Origin of the sequence: Algoriphagus sp. Y33, assembly GCF_014838715.1 — a bacterium.
Lineage (GTDB): Bacteria > Bacteroidota > Bacteroidia > Cytophagales > Cyclobacteriaceae > Algoriphagus.
The window spans coordinates 2825051-2843859 of the sequence record NZ_CP061947.1; the positions used below are offsets into that span (position 1 = coordinate 2825051).

The following is an 18809-nucleotide window of genomic DNA, read 5'->3' on the forward strand; positions in this document are numbered from 1 at the left end:
AAAAATTGGAAATTGAGGCTAAGAATTAATACTTGTATTTAATGAATTTCTAAGAGAATACATGCCACATTAGAAGCTTTATGGGATATCTGTGGGCTAAAAAACATAAGCCATAAGTAACTTAACTATCAAACTATGATCAAAACAACTATGAGGTTTTTTGCCAAACTTTCGGTTTACCTCTTACTTTTCACTGTCAATTTTCTACCTAAAGATCTCCAATCCCAATCCTTCACCATGGATCAGGTAGGGAAATTCAGCTTCCCCTCAGAATTAACCTCCTCACCTACCGGAGAGAAAATAGCTTGGGCTATGAATGAACAGGGGAAGAGAAATGTATATTTTGCGCAGGCTCCCAATTTTGAGCCTAAAAAGCTTACTGGATTCGACGAAGACGAAGGGCAGGAAATTAGTAGTCTACAATTTACTCCTGACGGAAATTGGTTGGTATTTGTCCGTGGAGGAGATCATGGAGGTGGCAATGCTTCCTCCACTGTCAATGCTCAAAATTTTCCAAAACTCCCAAAAGTGGAAATCTGGAAAATCCACCTTGCGGATGGCAAAGCGGAACCCATTACCGAAGCAGATGATCCTTTTGTCGGAGCACCTCACTCCCTAGGTTACCTCAAAGGAGGGCAAATCTGGACAGTTGATTTAAAAAGTATGTCTAAGCCATCCCAACTTTTTGAAGTAAAAGGAAACATTAATTATGCCCAATATTCCCCCGATGGGACTAAGTTGGCCTTTGTGACCAACAGGGGATCACATTCTTTGGTAGGAATCTATGAAAATGACACCACTCCTATTCATTGGATTTCGCCTTCTTTCCGCCGGGACGTTTTACCACAATGGTCTCCGGACGGTAAGCAACTTGCCTTTATCCGTACTCAGGGAGGTAGAGGTGCTGCTTTTCCACTACTGGAACCTAGGCATGTATCCTGGGAAATATGGCTGGCAGATGTAGAAACGGGGGAAGGATACAAATTGTGGAAAGCTCCGGAGACACTGAGAGGCTCTTATTCCTCTCCTTTTATATCTTTCAGTGCAGATGGTAATTTGGTTTTCCAGTCCTACGAAGACGGCTGGCAACATTTATATGCTCTGGAAGTAGCCTCCGGCAAAACTACTTTACTCACTCCCGGTGACTATATGGTGGAACAGATCAAAATGAATTCCACTAAATCAAAACTTATTTTCTCAGGAAATACAGGGGCTGAACCAGAGGATACAGATCGAAGACATATCGGAACCATTGACATTACTAGCAAAGAATTAACTTGGAAAACTACAGGTTCGGGAATAGAAGCATATCCTGTGTGGATTGGAAATGAAGAGAAAACAGCCTATTTCACTGCTACTGCACAACGCTCGCATCTAGTGGCTGTGAATGATGGAGCCAGCACCGAACTTTTGCAAGAGTCAATTATCCCGGAAGATTTCCCACAATCTTCCCTTGTCATTCCAAAACAGGTGAAATTCATTGCTCCTGATGGCACCACTCTATATGGACAGGTATTTGAAAAAGAAGGGGGAGCATCCAGCAAACCCGGAGTTGTTTTCGTCCATGGTGGTCCGCAGCGACAAATGCTGTTGGGCTGGAGTTATATGGATTATTATTCCAATACCTATGCCCTAAACCAATACCTGGCTGAGTTGGGTTTTGTGGTTCTTTCCGTGAATTACCGATTGGGAATCGGCTATGGCTATGAGTTTCACCGTCCTGCCAATGGCTATTACCAAGGAGCAATAGAGTATCAAGACATCAAAGCCGGTGGTGAATTCCTCGCTTCTTTGCCACAGGTAGATGGAGGTAAAATCGGGATTTATGGCGGCAGCTATGGTGGCTATTTGACAGCTTTGGCATTGGCCAGAGATTCTGATTTGTTCAAAGTCGGGGTTGATATTCACGGAGTCCATGATCTGGACGGTCGATATGATTTGCCCGAAACGTATGAAGTTGCTGCTGACCTAGACAAAGCCAAGGAGATTGCCTGGGAATCCTCACCGATGGCAGATTTAGCCACCTGGACTTCTCCTGTGCTTTTCATCCATGCCGATGATGACCGCAATGTTGCTGTAAGCCAGACGGCTGATTTGATCAGAAGATTTGAAGAGCTTGGAAAACCTTACGAATCTATTCTAATCCCCGGCGACACACACCACTGGATGAAATGGTCAAATATGATCAAAGTGGATCAGGCTACAGCTGATTTCCTCAAAAAACACTTACTAAATTAAGAAACTAATCTAATGCAATTACTCGGTATACACCATATAGCCATTATCTGTAAAGATTATGAGCGTTCGAAAAAATTCTATACTGAAATACTTGGTTTAGAGATCAAACAGGAAATCTTCCGTGCCGAAAGGAGTTCGTATAAATTAGATTTGACGCTGAACGGAATCTATATCCTTGAGTTATTTTCTTTTCCTTCTCCTCCTGACCGTCCATCCCGACCGGAAGCTGTCGGATTGAGACATTTAGCCTTTGCCGTAACAGATTTAGATCAATGCATACATCATTTGGATAACCACCAAATACGCTCTGAGTCTATAAGAATAGATGAATTTACCGGAAAGCGATTCACTTTCATAGCAGATCCTGATGGCTTACCGATAGAGTTTTATGAAGTATAGTGACTAAAAAAAGCCCGAGAACTTTCTCGGGCTTTTCTATTAATATCCAATCCTAACAATTAAGATGGGTTTTGGATCATATTGTCATTTGCATTCAACTCATCTATTGGAATTCTCCATTGCCAGTTGTTAGTACCTGCCGGCTCTGTGAATTTACCGTTGATGACTGATTCTACCTGATTAGTTCCCGTTCTATCCAAAGGAAGGTTAAGGCGCTTTAAATCATAGAATCTGAATCCTTCTCCCCACAATTCAATTCTTCTCTGGATCATTATTTCTTCAATCAAAGCTTCTCCAGTATTTGTGGATTTAACGTATTCCGGATCTCTTTTGGATACTAAGTCAAAAAGAATGTCAGCGGCTTCCGAATCATCCCCACGACGAGCTAAAGCCTCAGCTTCAATAAGGTACATTTCCGCGGCCCTCATATAAGGCACATCCCCTACAGATGATGCATTCGCCTGGGCAAGAAACTTACGATTCATATAATCATACTTACTGAAACTAGATAGTGTCATCTCATCAATAAAAGGATCTCTCAATTCCGGGTCTGAGGCATTTGGATCCCATAGACCTTTTCTATAATCTGAATCAGAAATCATATCATAAAGCTTGCTATTAATGGCTTTAGGGTTCCCTCGAATGTTGGTCGAACTAAAGTTTAAAGACATGTAAGCAAAGAATGAAGCAAAGAAAGTTCCTTGGTCATCTACCTGACGGCTACCCCATATCCATTCTGGATTTTCCACAGAATTAAATCCCTGATAGAGTTGACTTTCCGACATCAACTGAAATCCTTCACGAGCTTCACTTGCCATTTCAGCAGCCAATGAATAATTACCTTGAGTCAATGCAATTCTAGCTTTGATGCCTTTTGCCACATTGATGTTTATGTGAGAAGTCGCATTTCTAGCTTCATCCAATAGTTCAATAGCAGCATTTATATCAGTGTTAATCTGAGTATAAACTTCTTCCACTGTATTTCTGGATCCTCCCTCAGTGATTGGTTCTATTACAATAGGAACGCCCATTTGTGAATTCGCTCCGGCAGCATCGTAGCGCCCAGCAAACATCTGAACCAAGTTGAAATGTGCCCACGCTCTATAAGCCAATGCCTGACCTTTAATCTCATCCCTTTCTTCCTGAGTTCCTTCCGCATCGTCAATATTGGCTATAATCATATTGGCATTACCAATTACTTTGTAATAATATCTCCATACAAATCGAACATCACCTGAGTTTTCATTAAGGTGGTTCAACCATCTTGCTGTAGAAACATACCAGCCATTACCAGTAGTAGTGAAGACCACATCTTCACCCATTACTTCACGCATAATCATTACACCACTTTCAGCCGCCTGACCCTGACTGTCAAAACGAATATGGAGCATTCTATGAATACCGTTTAATGCAGCCATTGCATTCTGAGTAGATTCAAAAGCTTCTTCTACACCTACTGCATCCGTTGGAGTTGTATCCAGATAATCCTCCGCGCAACTAGTTGTAAACAAAAGTGACCCTACTATAACTATTTTACTAATATTTTTTTTCATTGTCTTCTAATTAGAGTGTTAAATTAACTCCCAAAGTGAAAGATCTCGCTGGAGTATAGGTGTTTGAAGTAGTTCCACTGAACGTACCGGATACATACATGCCTTTCCTTGAAGAAGCCCAACCCAAGTTTTCACCAGCTAAATAAACCGTGGCACCTTTCACTTTAATCCTGTCCAAAAACGGTTTAGGAAGAGTATATGCAAGGTTTATCGAACGCAAATTTAGATAGGATGCAGAAGTCAACCATCTATCAGACTGAACATTGGTATTAGCTGCACCCGATACATCCATTTTAGGGACATCGGTAACATCACCCGGTTTTTGCCATCTGTTCAAGATGTCTGTGTGCAAGGCACCGCCTTCTGTACCAGCATCCATCAATCCCGCGTAGATCCCATCGTAAATATCTCCACCTACTGAGAAACTCATCAACACGCTAAGACTAAACCCTTTGTAGTTGAAGGTATTGGTAACACCCCCGAAGAAGTCAGGTATTGCGCTTCCTGCATAGTGAAATCTTGCATTTCCTTGATCAATAGTAAGGGTATCAGTTCCTATGATTCTTATATCTTCATCATCCTCACTAAATTCCTCCGCTCTAAATAGACCATCTCCAGTTTCAGGGTCAACTCCATACCAGTCTCTTAGCCAGAAGTCATAAATAGAACTTCCCACTTCATACTTTTTGGTTGCTTCAATTTGTTCCTCGAAAGGTAATTTCTTGAATTCATTTGCAAAAGTTGAAACGTTCAGACCCACATTCCATGTAAAATCACCTGATCTTACCACATCACCTGCAATACTGAACTCGATACCTTGGTTGCTCATAGTCCCTATATTCTGGAATCTACTTTCTAGACCTGTCGTCAAAGACAAGGGTACTTCGAAAAGCAAGTTTTCTGACTCTCTGTAATAATATTCAAGGGTACCTTGAAATCTATTGGCAAATGCAAAATCCAAACCTACGTCAAATGTATTGTTAGATTCCCATAATAATCCATTTGCAGCAAGGGAAGCCTGTAAAATGCCCGGCTCGGAAGCATTATTATAGCCTAAATCATAGAGTGCCTGCCAAGGGTAGTAATTCGCATCCCCGTTTGAAAATTCAAGCTTGTTGTTTCCTACTTGTCCATAGGATGCTCTTAATTTCATCAACTGAATGGAGCTTGAATTAAAGAAGCTCTCCTGATCGATGGTCCATGCAGCACCAACTGAGAAGAAATTACCCCACCTTACATCGCTGGAGAATCTAGATGAACCGTCTCTTCTAAAAGAAGCAGAAAAGGAATACTTGTCATCATAGACATAATTTAATCTACTGAAATACGATTCGATTCTATCCACATCCACACGACCAGTGGCAGAGGTAGTAGTCACAAAGTTATCAGGCTCAATATTTCCCGCTACAATCTGATCTTGCTTGCCTAAATACTGCCTGTCAATCCGAAGGTTATAGTTTTCATGCCCTACCAACGCCTCTACAAAATGTTTATTTTTAAACACTTTTGAATAAGATAGCAGCTGATTAAACGTCAAGGAGTTTGTTCTGATATTTTCTCTATTTGTTCTTCCTGCAGGAGCTCCATCTCCAACAATTTGGTTATCATACCCTATTTCCAATAAAGAAGTCATATCCGTAGATATATTGGTTCTGAATGTGAAATCCTTCAGAAAAGTAGCTTCTACATATCCTCTCCCAGAGAGAACATCTCTATCAAATGAATCAATATTTAAGAGTGTTTCTTGAACCGCATGCCTTCCAGCAGATGCATCTGATCCTCTGCTTGGAAGACCTAGTTCTGACAAATTTCCCGTATCATAGATTCTTTCATTGTTCTCATCAAGAATATACCCACCTGTTTGCATATTTTGAGCATAAACAGGATATATAGGGCCTATATTTCTAGCGAAGAAAAATGGGTTGACATAACTAGTACTCCCCGTAGTTCTGGCGTTGTTTCCTTCACTCATGGTAGCAGATACATTTAAACCAGTTTTTAGCCAGTCAGTCGCCTGAGTATTCACATTGACACGACCTGTGAATCTTTCTATATCAGATTTAATCACAAATCCCTGCTCGTTTAAATAGTTAAACGACGTGTAGAAATCTGTCTTTTCCGAACCGCCAGAATAAGTCATATTATATTCTTTACGATCGCCTGTCCTTTGAAGGAAATCATACCAATCCAATCCTTCAAAGTTATTTACAGCATTTGGATTTAATGTTCCGTCCAAACCTACAACCTGATCGTTTGGTACATTATAAATATTATACTTTAACACGTTATCTATTAAACTAGACGAAGCGTATTGAGCAGCTGACTCTGCAGTTTGCCCAGATCCAAGCCTACTGTTTTTTAGAGACTCCCAAACCAACGGATAATACTGTCCTGCATTTACGCGATTATACTCAGGTAGAGCTCTGCCCGAATAACCCTGCTGAACTTTTAAATTAAAGGTAGGTTTATTCTTTTTACCTGTTTTAGTGGTGATCATGATCACACCATTGGCAGCTCTAGATCCATACAACGCAGCGGAAGACGCATCCTTTAAGATGGTCATATCTTCAATATCCGAAGGGTTAAGATTGGACAGATCTCCATCATAAGGCACTCCATCTACTACATACAATGGAGAAGAAGATGAATTCACTGAACCAACTCCACGAATTCTTATTGCAGGTGTAGCACCGGGCTGTCCAGAAGAAGAGGTGGTGATTACACCTGGAGCCTGTCCTTCTATCGCATTTATCACATTATTTATAGGTCGGTCAGCAATCTTATCTCCCTTAAGAGAAACTGCTGAACCTGTAAAGTTACCTTTATCTACAGTACCACCATAAGCAGTGATCACTACTTCATCCAGATTCTGGGCATCAGGCTCTAAGCTCACATTTATCACCGATCTATTGCCGATGGCCTCCTCCTTCGAACTGTAACCGATGTAACTGAACACCAAAGTCTGAGAACCTTCGGGAACTTCAAGCGAATAGGTACCATCCAAGTCTGAGACTACTCCAATGGTAGTACCTTTCACCAAAATACTGACTCCAATGAGTCCTTCGGGCTCTTCATCGGAAATTACTCTACCGGTGATAACGCGCTGCTGAGCAAAAACGCTACCGGTAATCAGTAATCCAAAGAGCATACTGAGTAATGCTTTTTTCATAAGTTAAATTAATTGGTAATAAACACAGCCTCACCTTGAGGTTGCTTTTTCTTAATAGGAAATTTATAGGTGTTAGACTTTCAGAATTGAAATCTGAGAAAACAGCAATTTTTGCGTGCTCTTAATCAGGTATCTATTGTCAAGTTCAATTCTCATAATCCTTCTATTTGCAGTATCAAATCGCAAGTCGGCAAAAAGTTAAAAACACCGCTTACTCGAAATCGGACACTTTTATTATTTATATCTGGGTCTTAATATCGTAAATTTAACATCAATTATGATTTTCCTAGCCATAACGGCCAAAAAATCACCCCAAATCTGGAAAATAAACGTAAAATCTGTTCAAAACCTTTAATTGGCGATATTTTGTATTATTTGAAGAGTAAAAAAGCTCCCCTATCCGATCATCGGTATAAGGAAGCTTCCCTTTCTAAACTTTTTTCAAGCAATTACTTGCCTTCATCAAGCTTATTCCTGTCTTTCACATACTTCTCAAGCCAACTATCCATTTCCCATAGCATATGATTAATGGATTCTTTTGCAGCATACCCATGGCTTTCATTGGGTAAGAAAACCAATCTTGCAGTTGCACCGTGGCCTTTCAATGCATTATAATACCGCTCAGACTGAATAGGAAACGTACCCGAATTATTGTCTGCCTGTCCATGTATCAACAAAATGGGAGTTTCCACTTTATGGGCAAATGAGAATGGGGACATATTGAAATAGACCTCCGGAGCTTCCCAATACGTTCTTTGCTCATATTGGAAACCAAAAGGGGTCAAAGTCCTATTATATGCACCACTTCTGGCAATCCCGGCAGCAAATAGATTAGTGTGGGAAAGTAAATTAGCTGTCATAAAGGCTCCGTATGAGTGGCCTCCCACAGCGATTCTATCTCTGTCGCCTATTCCCAAATCCACGATTTCATCAATGGCAGCTTCCGCATTGGCCACAAGCTGATCAATAAAGTAGTCGTTTGGTTCCTTGTCCCCCTCTCCTACTATCGGCATTTCCGTTCTATCCATTACGGCATATCCCCTTGTCACCCAGAAAAGCGGTGAACCATAATTCACGCGGGTAAATGCGTATTGGGAACCTCTTACCTGCGCAGCAACCTCCTTGGATTTGTATTCTCTTGGATACGCCCACATCAACACGGGAAGTGGTGCGTCTTTTCCGGCTTCAAATCCTTCGGGAGTATAAATCACAGCCGATAGGTTCAAGCCATCATTTCTTTCATAGGTCACCAACTGTTTTTGGATACCTTTAATGGATTCATAGGGGTTATCAAAGTCCGTGAGCTGCCGTGGAGCAATTCTCTTTTTAGTATTTACCAGCCAATAGTTAGGCTGGATATCAGTGCTCTCTTTAATCGTCACAAACTCAGTGGCATCTTCACTCAGAACCTTAGCCACACGCTCGTAATAGGGTGCCTGGGATCTCCACAGGATATTCTCATCCTTGGTCTTTGTGTTGAATGTAGATAAATAAGGCATATCCCCTTCAGGCGAACCTCCAGGGCTTGTCATATACACCAAATCTCCCTTTCGCAGCAATACCTTTTTCCCAAACTCATTTTCGATCATGACCGGATCTCCGGGATCATTATACAAATCGTCAAAAGACCGTTCTATTATCATTCGCTTGGCTTGCGATGGATCGGATGGATTAATCACTGACCGAAGGTCTTTTCTGCTTTTTGACCAACGTTCATTCATAATGGCAAATGAATCATCTGACCAATCAATGCCTGCAAATCGATAAGACGAGGTAGCTAACTTTTGTTTTGCCCCAGAGAAAGGAGCCTCCAAAGTGTACACAATTTCCCGCTCTTCCATCTCGACACGGGCATCTCCCCCGTCCTGAGCCTCTACCCAGTAAAGCACTGCCGGCTTATCCGCTCTCCAACTGATATACCTTGGACCGGTCACCGTAGCATCAAAGCCTGTTGGTCTATTTTCATCCAAGGGTATTTCTGCTAAAGTCTTTACTTTTTTCCCGTCTTTCGACCAAATTTCCACATCATAAGGGAATCTATTTGCCGGTACTAAATACGAGAAGGGCTTTCTGATCAAGTCCACCAAAATATAGCTTCCATCAGGAGAAAGATCAACGGATTTAATCATGCCTGTTGCTCCTATAGTTTTTTTGTTTCCTTCCAAATCCACCTCCATAAGCTGCGAATCCATGAAGTAGGCAAAAAGCGTCTCATCATATGGGTTCTCTAGCAGGTCCTGATAGGTTCTGCTGGGTGCTGCATCTCCGGTAGTTTCCTGGATAATAGGTCCGGCAGGTGCGGAAGGTTTTTGCGGAATAGTGCCACGGTCAGGATTCACGGCTTTTACCAAGAGTTTATTGTCCGGTGTCCACGTGACTGCATTTCCATAAATTTCATTAATAATATTTGCCGTAAGCTTTTTAGCTGAATTAGTACTCAGATCCACCAGCCAAAGGCTGATACCATCGGCATCTGTCTGCGTAAATGCCATGTATTTCTCATCATGGGAAAACCTAAATCCACCCATGTTGGGCTGAGTAGGCAAGCCTGTTATCTGGCTTTCTTCACCTGATTGCGTATTCTTGATTTTGATGTTTTCTACCCCTATTTGTCTACTAGGGCCAGAGGTCGCCGGATTGATCCGCATACCTGCTATTTTCAATTCAGGCTGAGAAAGTACGGCTATACTTGGATTGTCCGATCTTTCCATCAGCAGCATCCAGTCACCATCCTTAGAAAACCTTACAGAAGGTGTGCTCGGTGCATTTACCAGATCAGCTATGGATTGTGGTGGTGTTTGATAGGTGCTTTGCGCCAGCAAGTCTGTCCAAAAGATGCTGAGGGAAATAGCTAACGCAAAAATTTTTGTAGCCTTTAATTTCATAAGTTTATATTTTGGTTAGGCCAATTTAACAAATTCTACCCGTCAGAATTTGTAGAATGACATAAGTGGCAAAAAGTCAGTTTGAACCTTAAGTTTAGGAATACATGCTTTCAAGTCAATAGAAATAGTATAAAAAGGGAATCTTTTATCACCCCCATATTTTCCACCTTCGCATAAAATACACAATCTCAACTATGGCAGAACTCAAAACCAAAGCAACCGAGGATTCAGTGGAAGACTTTCTCAACACAATAGCTCACCCCGTCCGAAGGGAGGATGGATTCAAGCTGTTGCAATTGTTCAAGGATGAAACAAGTGAAGAGCCGGTGATGTGGGGCCCCAGCATCGTGGGTTTCGGGAAATACACTTATAAGTATCCTTCCGGAAAAGAAATGGAATGGTTTCCCGTAGGTTTTTCACCTAGAAAGCAGTCTTTATCAATCTATATCATGCTGGAAGACAATGACCTGAAGCCTTTTCTGATGAAGCTTGGAAAGTATAAAAAGGCCAAAGGCTGCCTTTACATCAGTAAATTGGCAGATATTGATGAGAAAACCTTTAGGGAAATGATCCGTTCTTCAATAAATTTAGTAAGAACAAAAAACCAGTAATATGCTACATGTTTTGAATGGCGATTCGCTGGCATCCTCATTTCCGGCCAGCATTCCAGGCGAAGTTGCAATTGTTCGGGAAGCGTTGGTTGACGGCCCTGTGCATGCCGAATCTCTAGAAGAACTTTGGGTGATTCGAGACAAGTATCTCTCAAAAAAATACCCTGAGGCAGCTCAAGAGGACTATTTCACCAAAGTCGTCCCGGAATTTGAAAAAATCCTGACAGCTTCCGTGGAGACAAAAGTCTACCTTTGGTTTGAGCATGATTTATTTTGTCAGGTAAACCTGTGGTTTGTCGTGAATCTGCTCAAAAAGCACAAAGGCTCTGTGTACCTAGTAACGCCCACCACTGATCTAATAGAAGGTTTTGGAGGAATGAATCAGCTAAAATTGGAGCAAGCCTTTAGAGATGCAAGATTACTGACTGCAAACGAAAGACATATTCTTTCAGATATGTGGGAACTATACCAAAGGCAAAACATTTCGGAAGCATTAACCCTTTCAAGGCAAGTCGGTCCGGAACTTCCGTTTCTTTATCCTGTAGTAGCAGCTTGGAGAGAATCAATTCCCCATGGAGATTATCAGGGAAAGCCAAAAGCTGCTTTAAAAGAAATCGCTACTGAATTGGGAACAGATGATTTCGGAAAAATCTTCCGGGCTTTTCATATTAAGCATGCGATTTATGGTTACGGAGATTTGCAGGCAAAACGGCTCTGGGAAGAATTGAAGCACTAAGTAAAAGGCTTTCCCATGAATTAGTAATCATTTTGTTTCAAAAAATTAATATTCTGTCAATCAATCCCTTTTGGGTGAAGGTCAAAGGAAAAAGATGAAAGGTTAGCCTCTTTCACCCTTTTCCTTGTCCCTTTCTCCTTATCATCTAGATTTGCCCAGAAAATAACAGTTGGTGAGGTAATCCCGAAATTGACATTTGAGACAGCCCCTTCTCACTCCAATTCCTTTAGCATTTTCTCTGATGAATCAATTACTCCCATGTATTTTTTTATTAACCAGCGACTTAGAAGAAACATTAACCCTAAGCAGACAGGAATATAGATTATCCAAAACAAAGGGTTTGAAATCTTTTCAAAAGAACCATCCAATTCTGCCAATGGCGGCAAAATCGTAAGCAACAATATCGCTCCGGAGATCATAGCATACTGTTGCACTTTTTTAAATCTAATTTTACTCCTGGTAAACTTATCCAAAATAACAGCGGGAGATTCTGAATCAATCCGCAGGCTTCTCATACCTTTTATGACGGATAAGCTTGCTACCGGAAGCACTATTAAGATAAAAATACTAATCAATGCAAACAGCTGATTATACCAGAGTTCAAAATCCGCAAAATGAGATAAAATATACATTGCGTAACCCACACAGAAGAGTGATCCAATGATCTCGGGAACTCTTACATAGTTTAGTTTCTTTCTGAATTTCTGTTTCGTGATTTGAATAAGTAATTCTTTTTGAATTTTATCCTGTTTTTCCACCTGCAGACTTAAATCAGCCCAAAGTGATTTCATTTCTTCAAGTTCCATGTTTCTAGTGGGTTTGAGCGGTGACGCCTGATTTTAACTTTGCTTTGATTCTGGACATTCGTGTGCCTACGTTACTTACCGAGATTCCCGATATTTCAGCAATTTCCTCATAGCTTTTTCCTTCCAAAAAAAGAAACACAATCCCCCTGTCCAGTAGATTAAGCTTTCTGATGTGTGCATAGAGCTGCTGGATTTTCTCTTCCTTTTCAGTATCACCTGAGTCAGAAAACTGAATCTTAACATCCTGAAGTGGTACTACCTGTAGTTGTTTCTTTGATCGATTCAAATGAGTGATGGCTGTGTTCATTCCTACTCGATATAGCCATGTGGACGGTTTGGCTGCTCTTTTGAAATTATCAAATGACTTCCATGTCTGATAGACAATCTCCTGATAAAGATCATCCTGTTCATCCTTCTCCCGGGAATAAATCGACGCTATCTTATAGATTAGCCCTTGGTTTTGATGGATAAGGTTGACAAACTCGTCCTCTTTGTTCATTTGGTTTCTTTTATCTATTAGTCTCTGATCTCCAGAAAAAATCACAGAATTGTTGGAAAATATTTAGCAAAAATAAAACAGTAGATGAAAAACTGTTCGTGACACGAACAGTGGCGGAAATAGTAATAAAGTCCAGCTTCTGGAGAAGCAGGACAACTGCTATTGCGAAAATCTAAAATAAACCCTGAGCTCTCTGCGCGACACTCTGCGCACTCTCTGGTAAAATCCGAAATCCGTCACAATTTCTTATTTTCGTGTTATGCAGTGGTTCACTCCTTTTACAATTTCAGAATCCCCCTTTCCTATTTCCCATCAAAGTAAAATCTTGAGCTTGGGTTCATGCTTTGCCCAGACTATAGGGCAAAAGATGCTCACTCACAAATTCGACTGCCTTGTCAATCCTTTTGGGACCATTTTTCACCCTATGATTTTGGGCGATCTGCTGGATCATACGATGTTTCAGGATAACTTGGAAGAAAATGGCTTGATTGAGCGGGATGGTATCTATTTCTATCTGGGGACACATTCTGACCTTAATGGGAATTCTCCTGAGGAATTGAAAAAAAACTATGCTTTTCACCTTGCTGAAACCCGGAAATACCTGGAAAATGGCACGCATCTTATTTTGACATTGGGAACTTCCTGGGTCTACGAAAAAGAGGAATTTGGCAGAGTAGCAAATTGCCACAAACTCCCCAAAAAGCTGTTTAAGAAAAAACTTGTTCCACTGGAAGAAATGGTCTCCTATCTAAGCCACGTTTTTGGGAATATCTCCAGAGCCTATCCCAACTTGAAAATTATTTTGACAGTCAGTCCGGTTCGTCATATCAAAGATGGGATTCCGGAAAACCAACTTAGTAAAAGTATTCTGCGTGTGCTCTGCCATGAATTAGAAAACAAACTAAGTAATACAATATACTTTCCTGCTTATGAAATTCTTATAGACGAATTGCGTGACTATCGCTTTTACAGAGAAGACCTGATTCATCCAAGCGTCGAAGCTGAAAACTACATCTGGGAGAAATGGAAAAACTCAAATTTCACTGAAGAAACAAAACATAAAGCAGATCAGATTCATAAGATCAATCAAGAGCTGGACCATCGCCCACTCAACCCCAAAAGTGAGGGCCACAGAAAATTTCTGCAGAGTCTTCTGTCCAAGTTGGAACGATTGAATACCGAATTTGATTTTTCTAAAGAAATCGAATCCACATCGATTCAACTTTCCAACTTTTAGCCTTACAACACGTCGACTTCGCCCAGCGTGACTAGCCCAAACTCTGCTATGCCAAAATACTCTAATAAACTCGTTCATTCCCAATCTCCCTACCTTCTCCAACACGCCCATAATCCAGTGGACTGGTTTCCTTGGGGGTCTGAAGCACTGGAAAAGGCAACACGTGAAAACAAGCCGATTTTGGTTTCGATTGGTTACTCAGCATGCCACTGGTGTCATGTGATGGAACGGGAAAGTTTCGAAGATGAAGCTACGGCCAAGCTTATGAATGCGTATTTTATCTGTGTCAAAATCGACCGGGAGGAACGTCCTGATATTGACAATATTTACATGGATGCAGTTCAAGCAATGGGTCTGCAGGGAGGATGGCCGCTAAATGTGTTCTTGATGCCCAATCAAAAACCTTTTTACGGCGGCACTTATTTCCCAAATCCCCAATGGAAAGGACTGTTGGCAAACATCGCAGAAGCATTTGAAAAACATGAAGACCAATTGGCGGAGAGTGCAGAGGGATTTGGAATCAGTCTGAACAGAAAGGAAACGGAGAAATACGGGATTTCAGCAGGTGATCAGGAGGTTGATCCTGACGAGCTTGCAGAAATCGCAGCCAAAATCACGGCTCAGCTTGACCGGGAATGGGGCGGGATGAACCGGGTACCGAAGTTCCCTATGCCGGCTATTTGGAGCTTTCTGTTGGATTATGGATTGCTTCGCCGGGACCCAAAACTCCTAGATGAAGTTCTTTTCACTCTTCGGAAAATCGGAATGGGGGGAATCTACGATCAATTGCGAGGCGGTTTTGCACGATATTCCGTAGATGGGGAATGGTTTGCGCCTCATTTCGAAAAAATGCTCTATGACAATGGCCAATTGTTAGAACTTTATGCCAAAGCTTTTCAAGTGAGTGGAGATCTGTTTTTCAAAGAGAAAGTAACTGAAACAGTCGCTTGGCTCGAAGCTGAAATGGGGAATGGAGAAGGTGGATTTCATGCTGCGCAGGATGCCGATTCGGAAGGCATAGAAGGTAAGTTCTATGTATGGGAATATGAAGAACTGAAGAACTTGATTCCAGATGAACTGCCATGGCTCAGTAAACTTTATAATCTCAAATCTGATGGAAATTGGGAAGATGGGGTCAATATTTTATTTCAAACTTCAAGTGAAAAAGAAATCTCTGAAGAATTTGGGATGAGTGAGGATGAGTTGAAAAACAAGTTAAAAGGGGTAAAGAGTCAGCTTCTGGAAGTAAGAAACCAACGGATTTTCCCAGGAAAAGACGATAAAATACTGAGCGGTTGGAATGGTCTCATGAGTGCGGGATTGATTCAGGCTTATTATGCTACCGGCGACAAAAACATGCTAGATCTTGCTGTCAAAAACCTGAAATTCCTTCAGGAGAAATTACTGGTAAATGGTGTACTCCACCGTGCTTACAAAAATGGACAGGCTTATACGCCAGGCTTTCTGGAAGATTACGCAGCCGTGATCAAAGCTTCGTTAATGGCCTTTGAAGCCACAGGAGATGCACAATGGCTGGATTTTGCAAGACCCCTGACTGATTTTTGCATTACAGAGTTTTATGATGATACGGATGGGTTTTTCTATTTTAACAATCCAAATGCAGAAAAATTAATTGCAGATAAAAAGGAGCTTTTTGACAATGTGATTCCTGCTTCCAATTCTATGATGGCGCGAAACCTTCATCGGCTTTCGCTTTTCACCTACGAGGAAAAATACACTGAAATAGCCTCCAAAATGCTTGGTGGAATGAAAGAATTAATCCTAAGAGATCCCGGATTCCTAAGCAATTGGGCTTCCTTGTTTCTCGAAAAACTTGTCCCAACCGCAGAAATAGCAATAATCGGAGCAGGGGCAACAATGAAAGCCAGAGCATTTCAGCAGAATTACACGCCCAATATGATCTTGGCCTATTCAGAAAGTCCGACAGATAATGCCGCAATTCTTGCAGATAAGACACCCGATCCGACCGGAAATGCCTTAATTTATGTCTGTTTCGACCACGCCTGCCGCAAGCCTGTAAGGACACGCGAAGAAGCCGTTTCTCAACTCCCATATTTAGCCTAAGACTATTGGAAAGCCTGTTTGGAGATCAAGATTTATATCCTATCGATAGCGGAAATAATTTCGCAGATATCATTCTGCCTGTTCCGATTCCAAGGATGTTCACCTACAGCATCCCCCATTCCATGCTGGGGGAGATTAACCTAGGGGCTCGTGTGATCGTGCAGTTTGGCAAAAAAAAGGTGCTCACGGGGATCATTGGAAAAGTACATAATAAGCCTCCCCAAGCCTATCAGGCCAAACCCATTTTGGAAGTTTTGGATGAACAGCCCAGTGTCAATCCTCTTCAAATCCGGTTTTGGGTATGGATGGCTGAGTATTATTTCTGCCACATCGGGGAAGTCATGCATGCTGCACTTCCTTCAGGATTGAGATTGAGCAGCGAAAGCAAGGTGCAGCTCAATCCCAATTTTGACCGGGAAACAAGCAGCTATCCTCTGGATAATCGCGAGATCATGATCTTAGATGCATTGGAAGATAAACCTGAGCTTTCGTATGATGACTGTGAAAAGGTTCTTTCTATCAAAAGCATCCATCCAATCCTCAAAAGTTTGGTCAAAAAAGAAGCGATCCTGATTTTTGAAAAAGTACAGGAGAAATACGCCCCTAAAGTAGAAACCAGAATTCGTTTGACTCCCGGGATTTCCGGAAGCAAAGGTGCATTGCAGGAAGTTTTCGATAGCTTGTCCAAGAGAGCAAAGCAAGAATCTATTTTACTGAAATATTTGAGAGATGTCCCTTTCCTTCAAAAGCCTCAATCCAACGAAAAAGGTGTGGACAAAGCAACTCTGCTGGAAGAGGGAGATTCCGAGAGTTCGTTGAATACGCTTATCAAAAACGGGATTTTCGAAACCTTCAAAGTCGTGGTAAACAGACTTGCCGAAGAAGAACCGGAATCTGAGCCAGCCATTCTTTCCACCAGTCAACAATCAGCCTTCGAAGAAATAAAGCACCAATTCGAAAGTAAGCAATCTGTCTTACTACATGGGGTGACAGGCAGCGGAAAGACTGAAATTTACATTCAGATGATTCGGGAAGTGCTTGACAGCGGCTCACAGGTCTTACTGCTGCTGCCTGAGATCGCTCTTACCACCCAGATCGTCACACGGCTAAAGAAGGTCTTCGGAAGCCAAATGGGCGTTTACCATTCGAAGTATTCGGATAATGAACGTGTGGAAGTTTGGAATGGAGTCTTAAGTGGTAGATTTTCCTTTGTGGTTGGCGTTCGGTCCTCTATTTTCCTGCCTTTTGATAGCTTGGGGCTGATTATCGTAGATGAAGAACACGAATCCAGTTACAAGCAGTTTGATCCTGCACCAAGATTTCATGCCAGGGATTCTGCGATTATGCTTGCCTATTTTCATCAGGCGAGAACGCTTCTGGGCTCAGCTACGCCATCCTTCGAATCCTATTTCAATGCCAGTCAAGGCAAATATGGCTATGTGGAATTGACTCATCGCTTTGGTGATGCCAGCATGCCCAATTTTTTCTTGGCAGATTTGGCTGCGGATAAGCGAAAAAACCTACTCAAACTTGACACCACCCGAATTTTAAGAGAGAAGATTCAGGATGCACTGGCCAAGCAGGAACAGGTATTGATTTTTCAAAACCGCAGAGGTTATTCCCCTTATATCCAATGCGAGGATTGCGGTTGGACAGGCCAGTGTGTACAGTGCGACGTCAGCCTGACCTACCATCAGTTCTCCGAGGAACTTAGATGCCATTATTGTGGGTATAAGGAGAAAGTCCCCAGCTCCTGCCCCGCTTGCGGAAGTACCCAACTGACCACCATGGGTATGGGAACGGAGCGCATCGAAGAATCCCTGAGTTTGCTTTTTCCTGAGGCTAGAATCGGCAGAATGGACCTGGATACAACCAGAAATAAGCATGGCTACCAGCGCCTACTGGATGAATTTGGCTCCGGAAATCTGGATATTCTCGTTGGCACACAGATGATCACCAAAGGATTAGACTTCGGAAGAGTGACAGTAGTCGGAATTTGGGATGGAGACCGGATCCTGAATTTCCCGGACTTCCGTGCAGGAGAACGGGCTTATCAGCAAATCACGCAAGTGGCCGGACGTGCCGGAAGACGGGAAGTACAGGGTCAGGTAATCGTACAAACCAGAGATCCGGAAACGCAGATTTATTCCCAAGTCATCAAAGGTGACTATTTTGAGTTTTTCAACCATGAAATACATGAAAGGAAGAAGTTCTACTATCCGCCTTTTGTAAAATTGGTAAAGATCACAACCCGGCATGCAGATTATAGAGTCGCCGAAAAAGCAGCCCTAAATCTTCATCATGGCATGGCAGAGATTCCTATTAAGAAAATCGTACTCGGTCCGGAGAAAGGGATTATTGCCAGAATCAAGAATCAATACCAATTTGAGAGTTTGATCAAACTTGACCGGTCCGGAAATACCCCTGTGGTGTTTAAAGAACATCTCTGGAAAATCACGGAGGAATTGAAATCCAGACCCGAGTTTCGCTCTGTACGATTTGTAGTAGATGTGGATCCATCTTGATTGATGGCACTATTCCTCATGTTCCCTGAAATGAAACCGACACCGATGAAATGTTCGCCCTTTTCA

Annotated in this window: 12 protein-coding genes; 7 read left to right on the forward strand and 5 right to left on the reverse strand. The window is 41.9% G+C overall.

The features are described 5' to 3' along the window. The first annotated feature begins 135 nt into the window (after window positions 1-135). Together ID165_RS11500 and ID165_RS11505 are read left to right on the forward strand one after the other, a co-directional pair. Complete coding sequence (locus tag ID165_RS11500; protein WP_225587093.1) at window positions 136-2238, forward strand: prolyl oligopeptidase family serine peptidase; 2103 nt, start codon at window positions 136-138, stop codon at window positions 2236-2238. A 12-nt stretch (window positions 2239-2250) separates the two neighbouring features. Beyond that, a complete protein-coding gene (locus tag ID165_RS11505) occupies window positions 2251-2637 on the forward strand; it encodes a VOC family protein (protein ID WP_192350699.1) in 387 nt (128 codons plus the stop codon). Between the two features lie 59 nt (window positions 2638-2696). Here ID165_RS11505 and ID165_RS11510 read toward each other — a convergent pair whose 3' ends face one another. From ID165_RS11510 to ID165_RS11520, 3 genes are all read right to left on the reverse strand, one after another. After that, a complete protein-coding gene (locus ID165_RS11510) occupies window positions 2697-4190 on the reverse strand; it encodes a RagB/SusD family nutrient uptake outer membrane protein (RefSeq protein WP_192350701.1) in 1494 nt (497 codons plus the stop codon). Between the two features lie 10 nt (window positions 4191-4200). Beyond that, window positions 4201-7359, reverse strand: a complete 3159-nt coding sequence (locus ID165_RS11515) for a SusC/RagA family TonB-linked outer membrane protein (RefSeq protein ID WP_192350703.1) — start codon at window positions 7357-7359, stop codon at window positions 4201-4203. 449 nt (window positions 7360-7808) lie between these two features. Beyond that, window positions 7809-10244, reverse strand: coding sequence for a prolyl oligopeptidase family serine peptidase (locus ID165_RS11520; RefSeq protein WP_192350705.1), 2436 nt, complete (start codon window positions 10242-10244; stop codon window positions 7809-7811). 194 nt (window positions 10245-10438) lie between these two features. Here ID165_RS11520 and ID165_RS11525 point away from each other — a divergent pair, with 194 nt between their 5' ends. Then, complete coding sequence (locus ID165_RS11525) at window positions 10439-10855, forward strand: DUF1801 domain-containing protein (protein ID WP_192350707.1); 417 nt, start codon at window positions 10439-10441, stop codon at window positions 10853-10855. Window position 10856: 1 nt separating this feature from the next. Further along, window positions 10857-11591 carry a DUF1835 domain-containing protein gene (locus tag ID165_RS11530; RefSeq protein WP_192350709.1) on the forward strand — a complete coding sequence of 245 codons (735 nt, stop codon included), beginning with the start codon at window positions 10857-10859 and terminating at the stop codon, window positions 11589-11591. Window positions 11592-11803: 212 nt separating this feature from the next. Here ID165_RS11530 and ID165_RS11535 read toward each other — a convergent pair whose 3' ends face one another. Together ID165_RS11535 and ID165_RS11540 are read right to left on the reverse strand one after the other, a co-directional pair. Beyond that, window positions 11804-12397, reverse strand: a complete 594-nt coding sequence (locus ID165_RS11535; RefSeq protein WP_192350711.1) for a hypothetical protein — start codon at window positions 12395-12397, stop codon at window positions 11804-11806. 4 nt (window positions 12398-12401) lie between these two features. Next, window positions 12402-12896: an RNA polymerase sigma factor gene (locus ID165_RS11540; protein ID WP_192350713.1), complete on the reverse strand. Its 495-nt coding sequence runs from the start codon at window positions 12894-12896 to the stop codon at window positions 12402-12404. 259 nt (window positions 12897-13155) lie between these two features. Between ID165_RS11540 and ID165_RS11545 the strand changes: the two genes are divergently transcribed. The 3 genes from ID165_RS11545 to priA are packed head-to-tail and all read left to right on the forward strand — an operon-like array spanning window position 13156 to window position 18743. Further along, the gene (locus tag ID165_RS11545; RefSeq protein WP_192350715.1) at window positions 13156-14133 is read left to right on the forward strand and encodes a GSCFA domain-containing protein; all 978 of its coding nucleotides are present in this window, start codon (window positions 13156-13158) and stop codon (window positions 14131-14133) included. A gap of 48 nt (window positions 14134-14181) precedes the next feature. Then, entirely contained in the window at window positions 14182-16218 is a 2037-nt protein-coding gene (locus ID165_RS11550) for a thioredoxin domain-containing protein (RefSeq protein ID WP_192350717.1), read from the forward strand. 5 nt (window positions 16219-16223) lie between these two features. Then, window positions 16224-18743 (forward strand): primosomal protein N', encoded by a 2520-nt coding sequence (gene priA / locus ID165_RS11555; RefSeq protein ID WP_192350719.1) that lies wholly within the window; start codon window positions 16224-16226, stop codon window positions 18741-18743. Window positions 18744-18809: the final 66 nt, after the last annotated feature.

Coding starts and splice junctions, on each gene's coding strand:
- ID165_RS11500 (WP_225587093.1), top strand. CDS start 136: ATGATCAAAACAACTATGAGGTTTTTTGCCAAACTTTCGGTTTACCTC.
- ID165_RS11505 (WP_192350699.1), top strand. CDS start 2,251: ATGCAATTACTCGGTATACACCATATAGCCATTATCTGTAAAGATTAT.
- ID165_RS11510 (WP_192350701.1), bottom strand. CDS start 4,190: ATGAAAAAAAATATTAGTAAAATAGTTATAGTAGGGTCACTTTTGTTT.
- ID165_RS11515 (WP_192350703.1), bottom strand. CDS start 7,359: ATGAAAAAAGCATTACTCAGTATGCTCTTTGGATTACTGATTACCGGT.
- ID165_RS11520 (WP_192350705.1), bottom strand. CDS start 10,244: ATGAAATTAAAGGCTACAAAAATTTTTGCGTTAGCTATTTCCCTCAGC.
- ID165_RS11525 (WP_192350707.1), top strand. CDS start 10,439: ATGGCAGAACTCAAAACCAAAGCAACCGAGGATTCAGTGGAAGACTTT.
- ID165_RS11530 (WP_192350709.1), top strand. CDS start 10,857: ATGCTACATGTTTTGAATGGCGATTCGCTGGCATCCTCATTTCCGGCC.
- ID165_RS11535 (WP_192350711.1), bottom strand. CDS start 12,397: ATGGAACTTGAAGAAATGAAATCACTTTGGGCTGATTTAAGTCTGCAG.
- ID165_RS11540 (WP_192350713.1), bottom strand. CDS start 12,896: ATGAACAAAGAGGACGAGTTTGTCAACCTTATCCATCAAAACCAAGGG.
- ID165_RS11545 (WP_192350715.1), top strand. CDS start 13,156: ATGCAGTGGTTCACTCCTTTTACAATTTCAGAATCCCCCTTTCCTATT.
- ID165_RS11550 (WP_192350717.1), top strand. CDS start 14,182: ATGCCAAAATACTCTAATAAACTCGTTCATTCCCAATCTCCCTACCTT.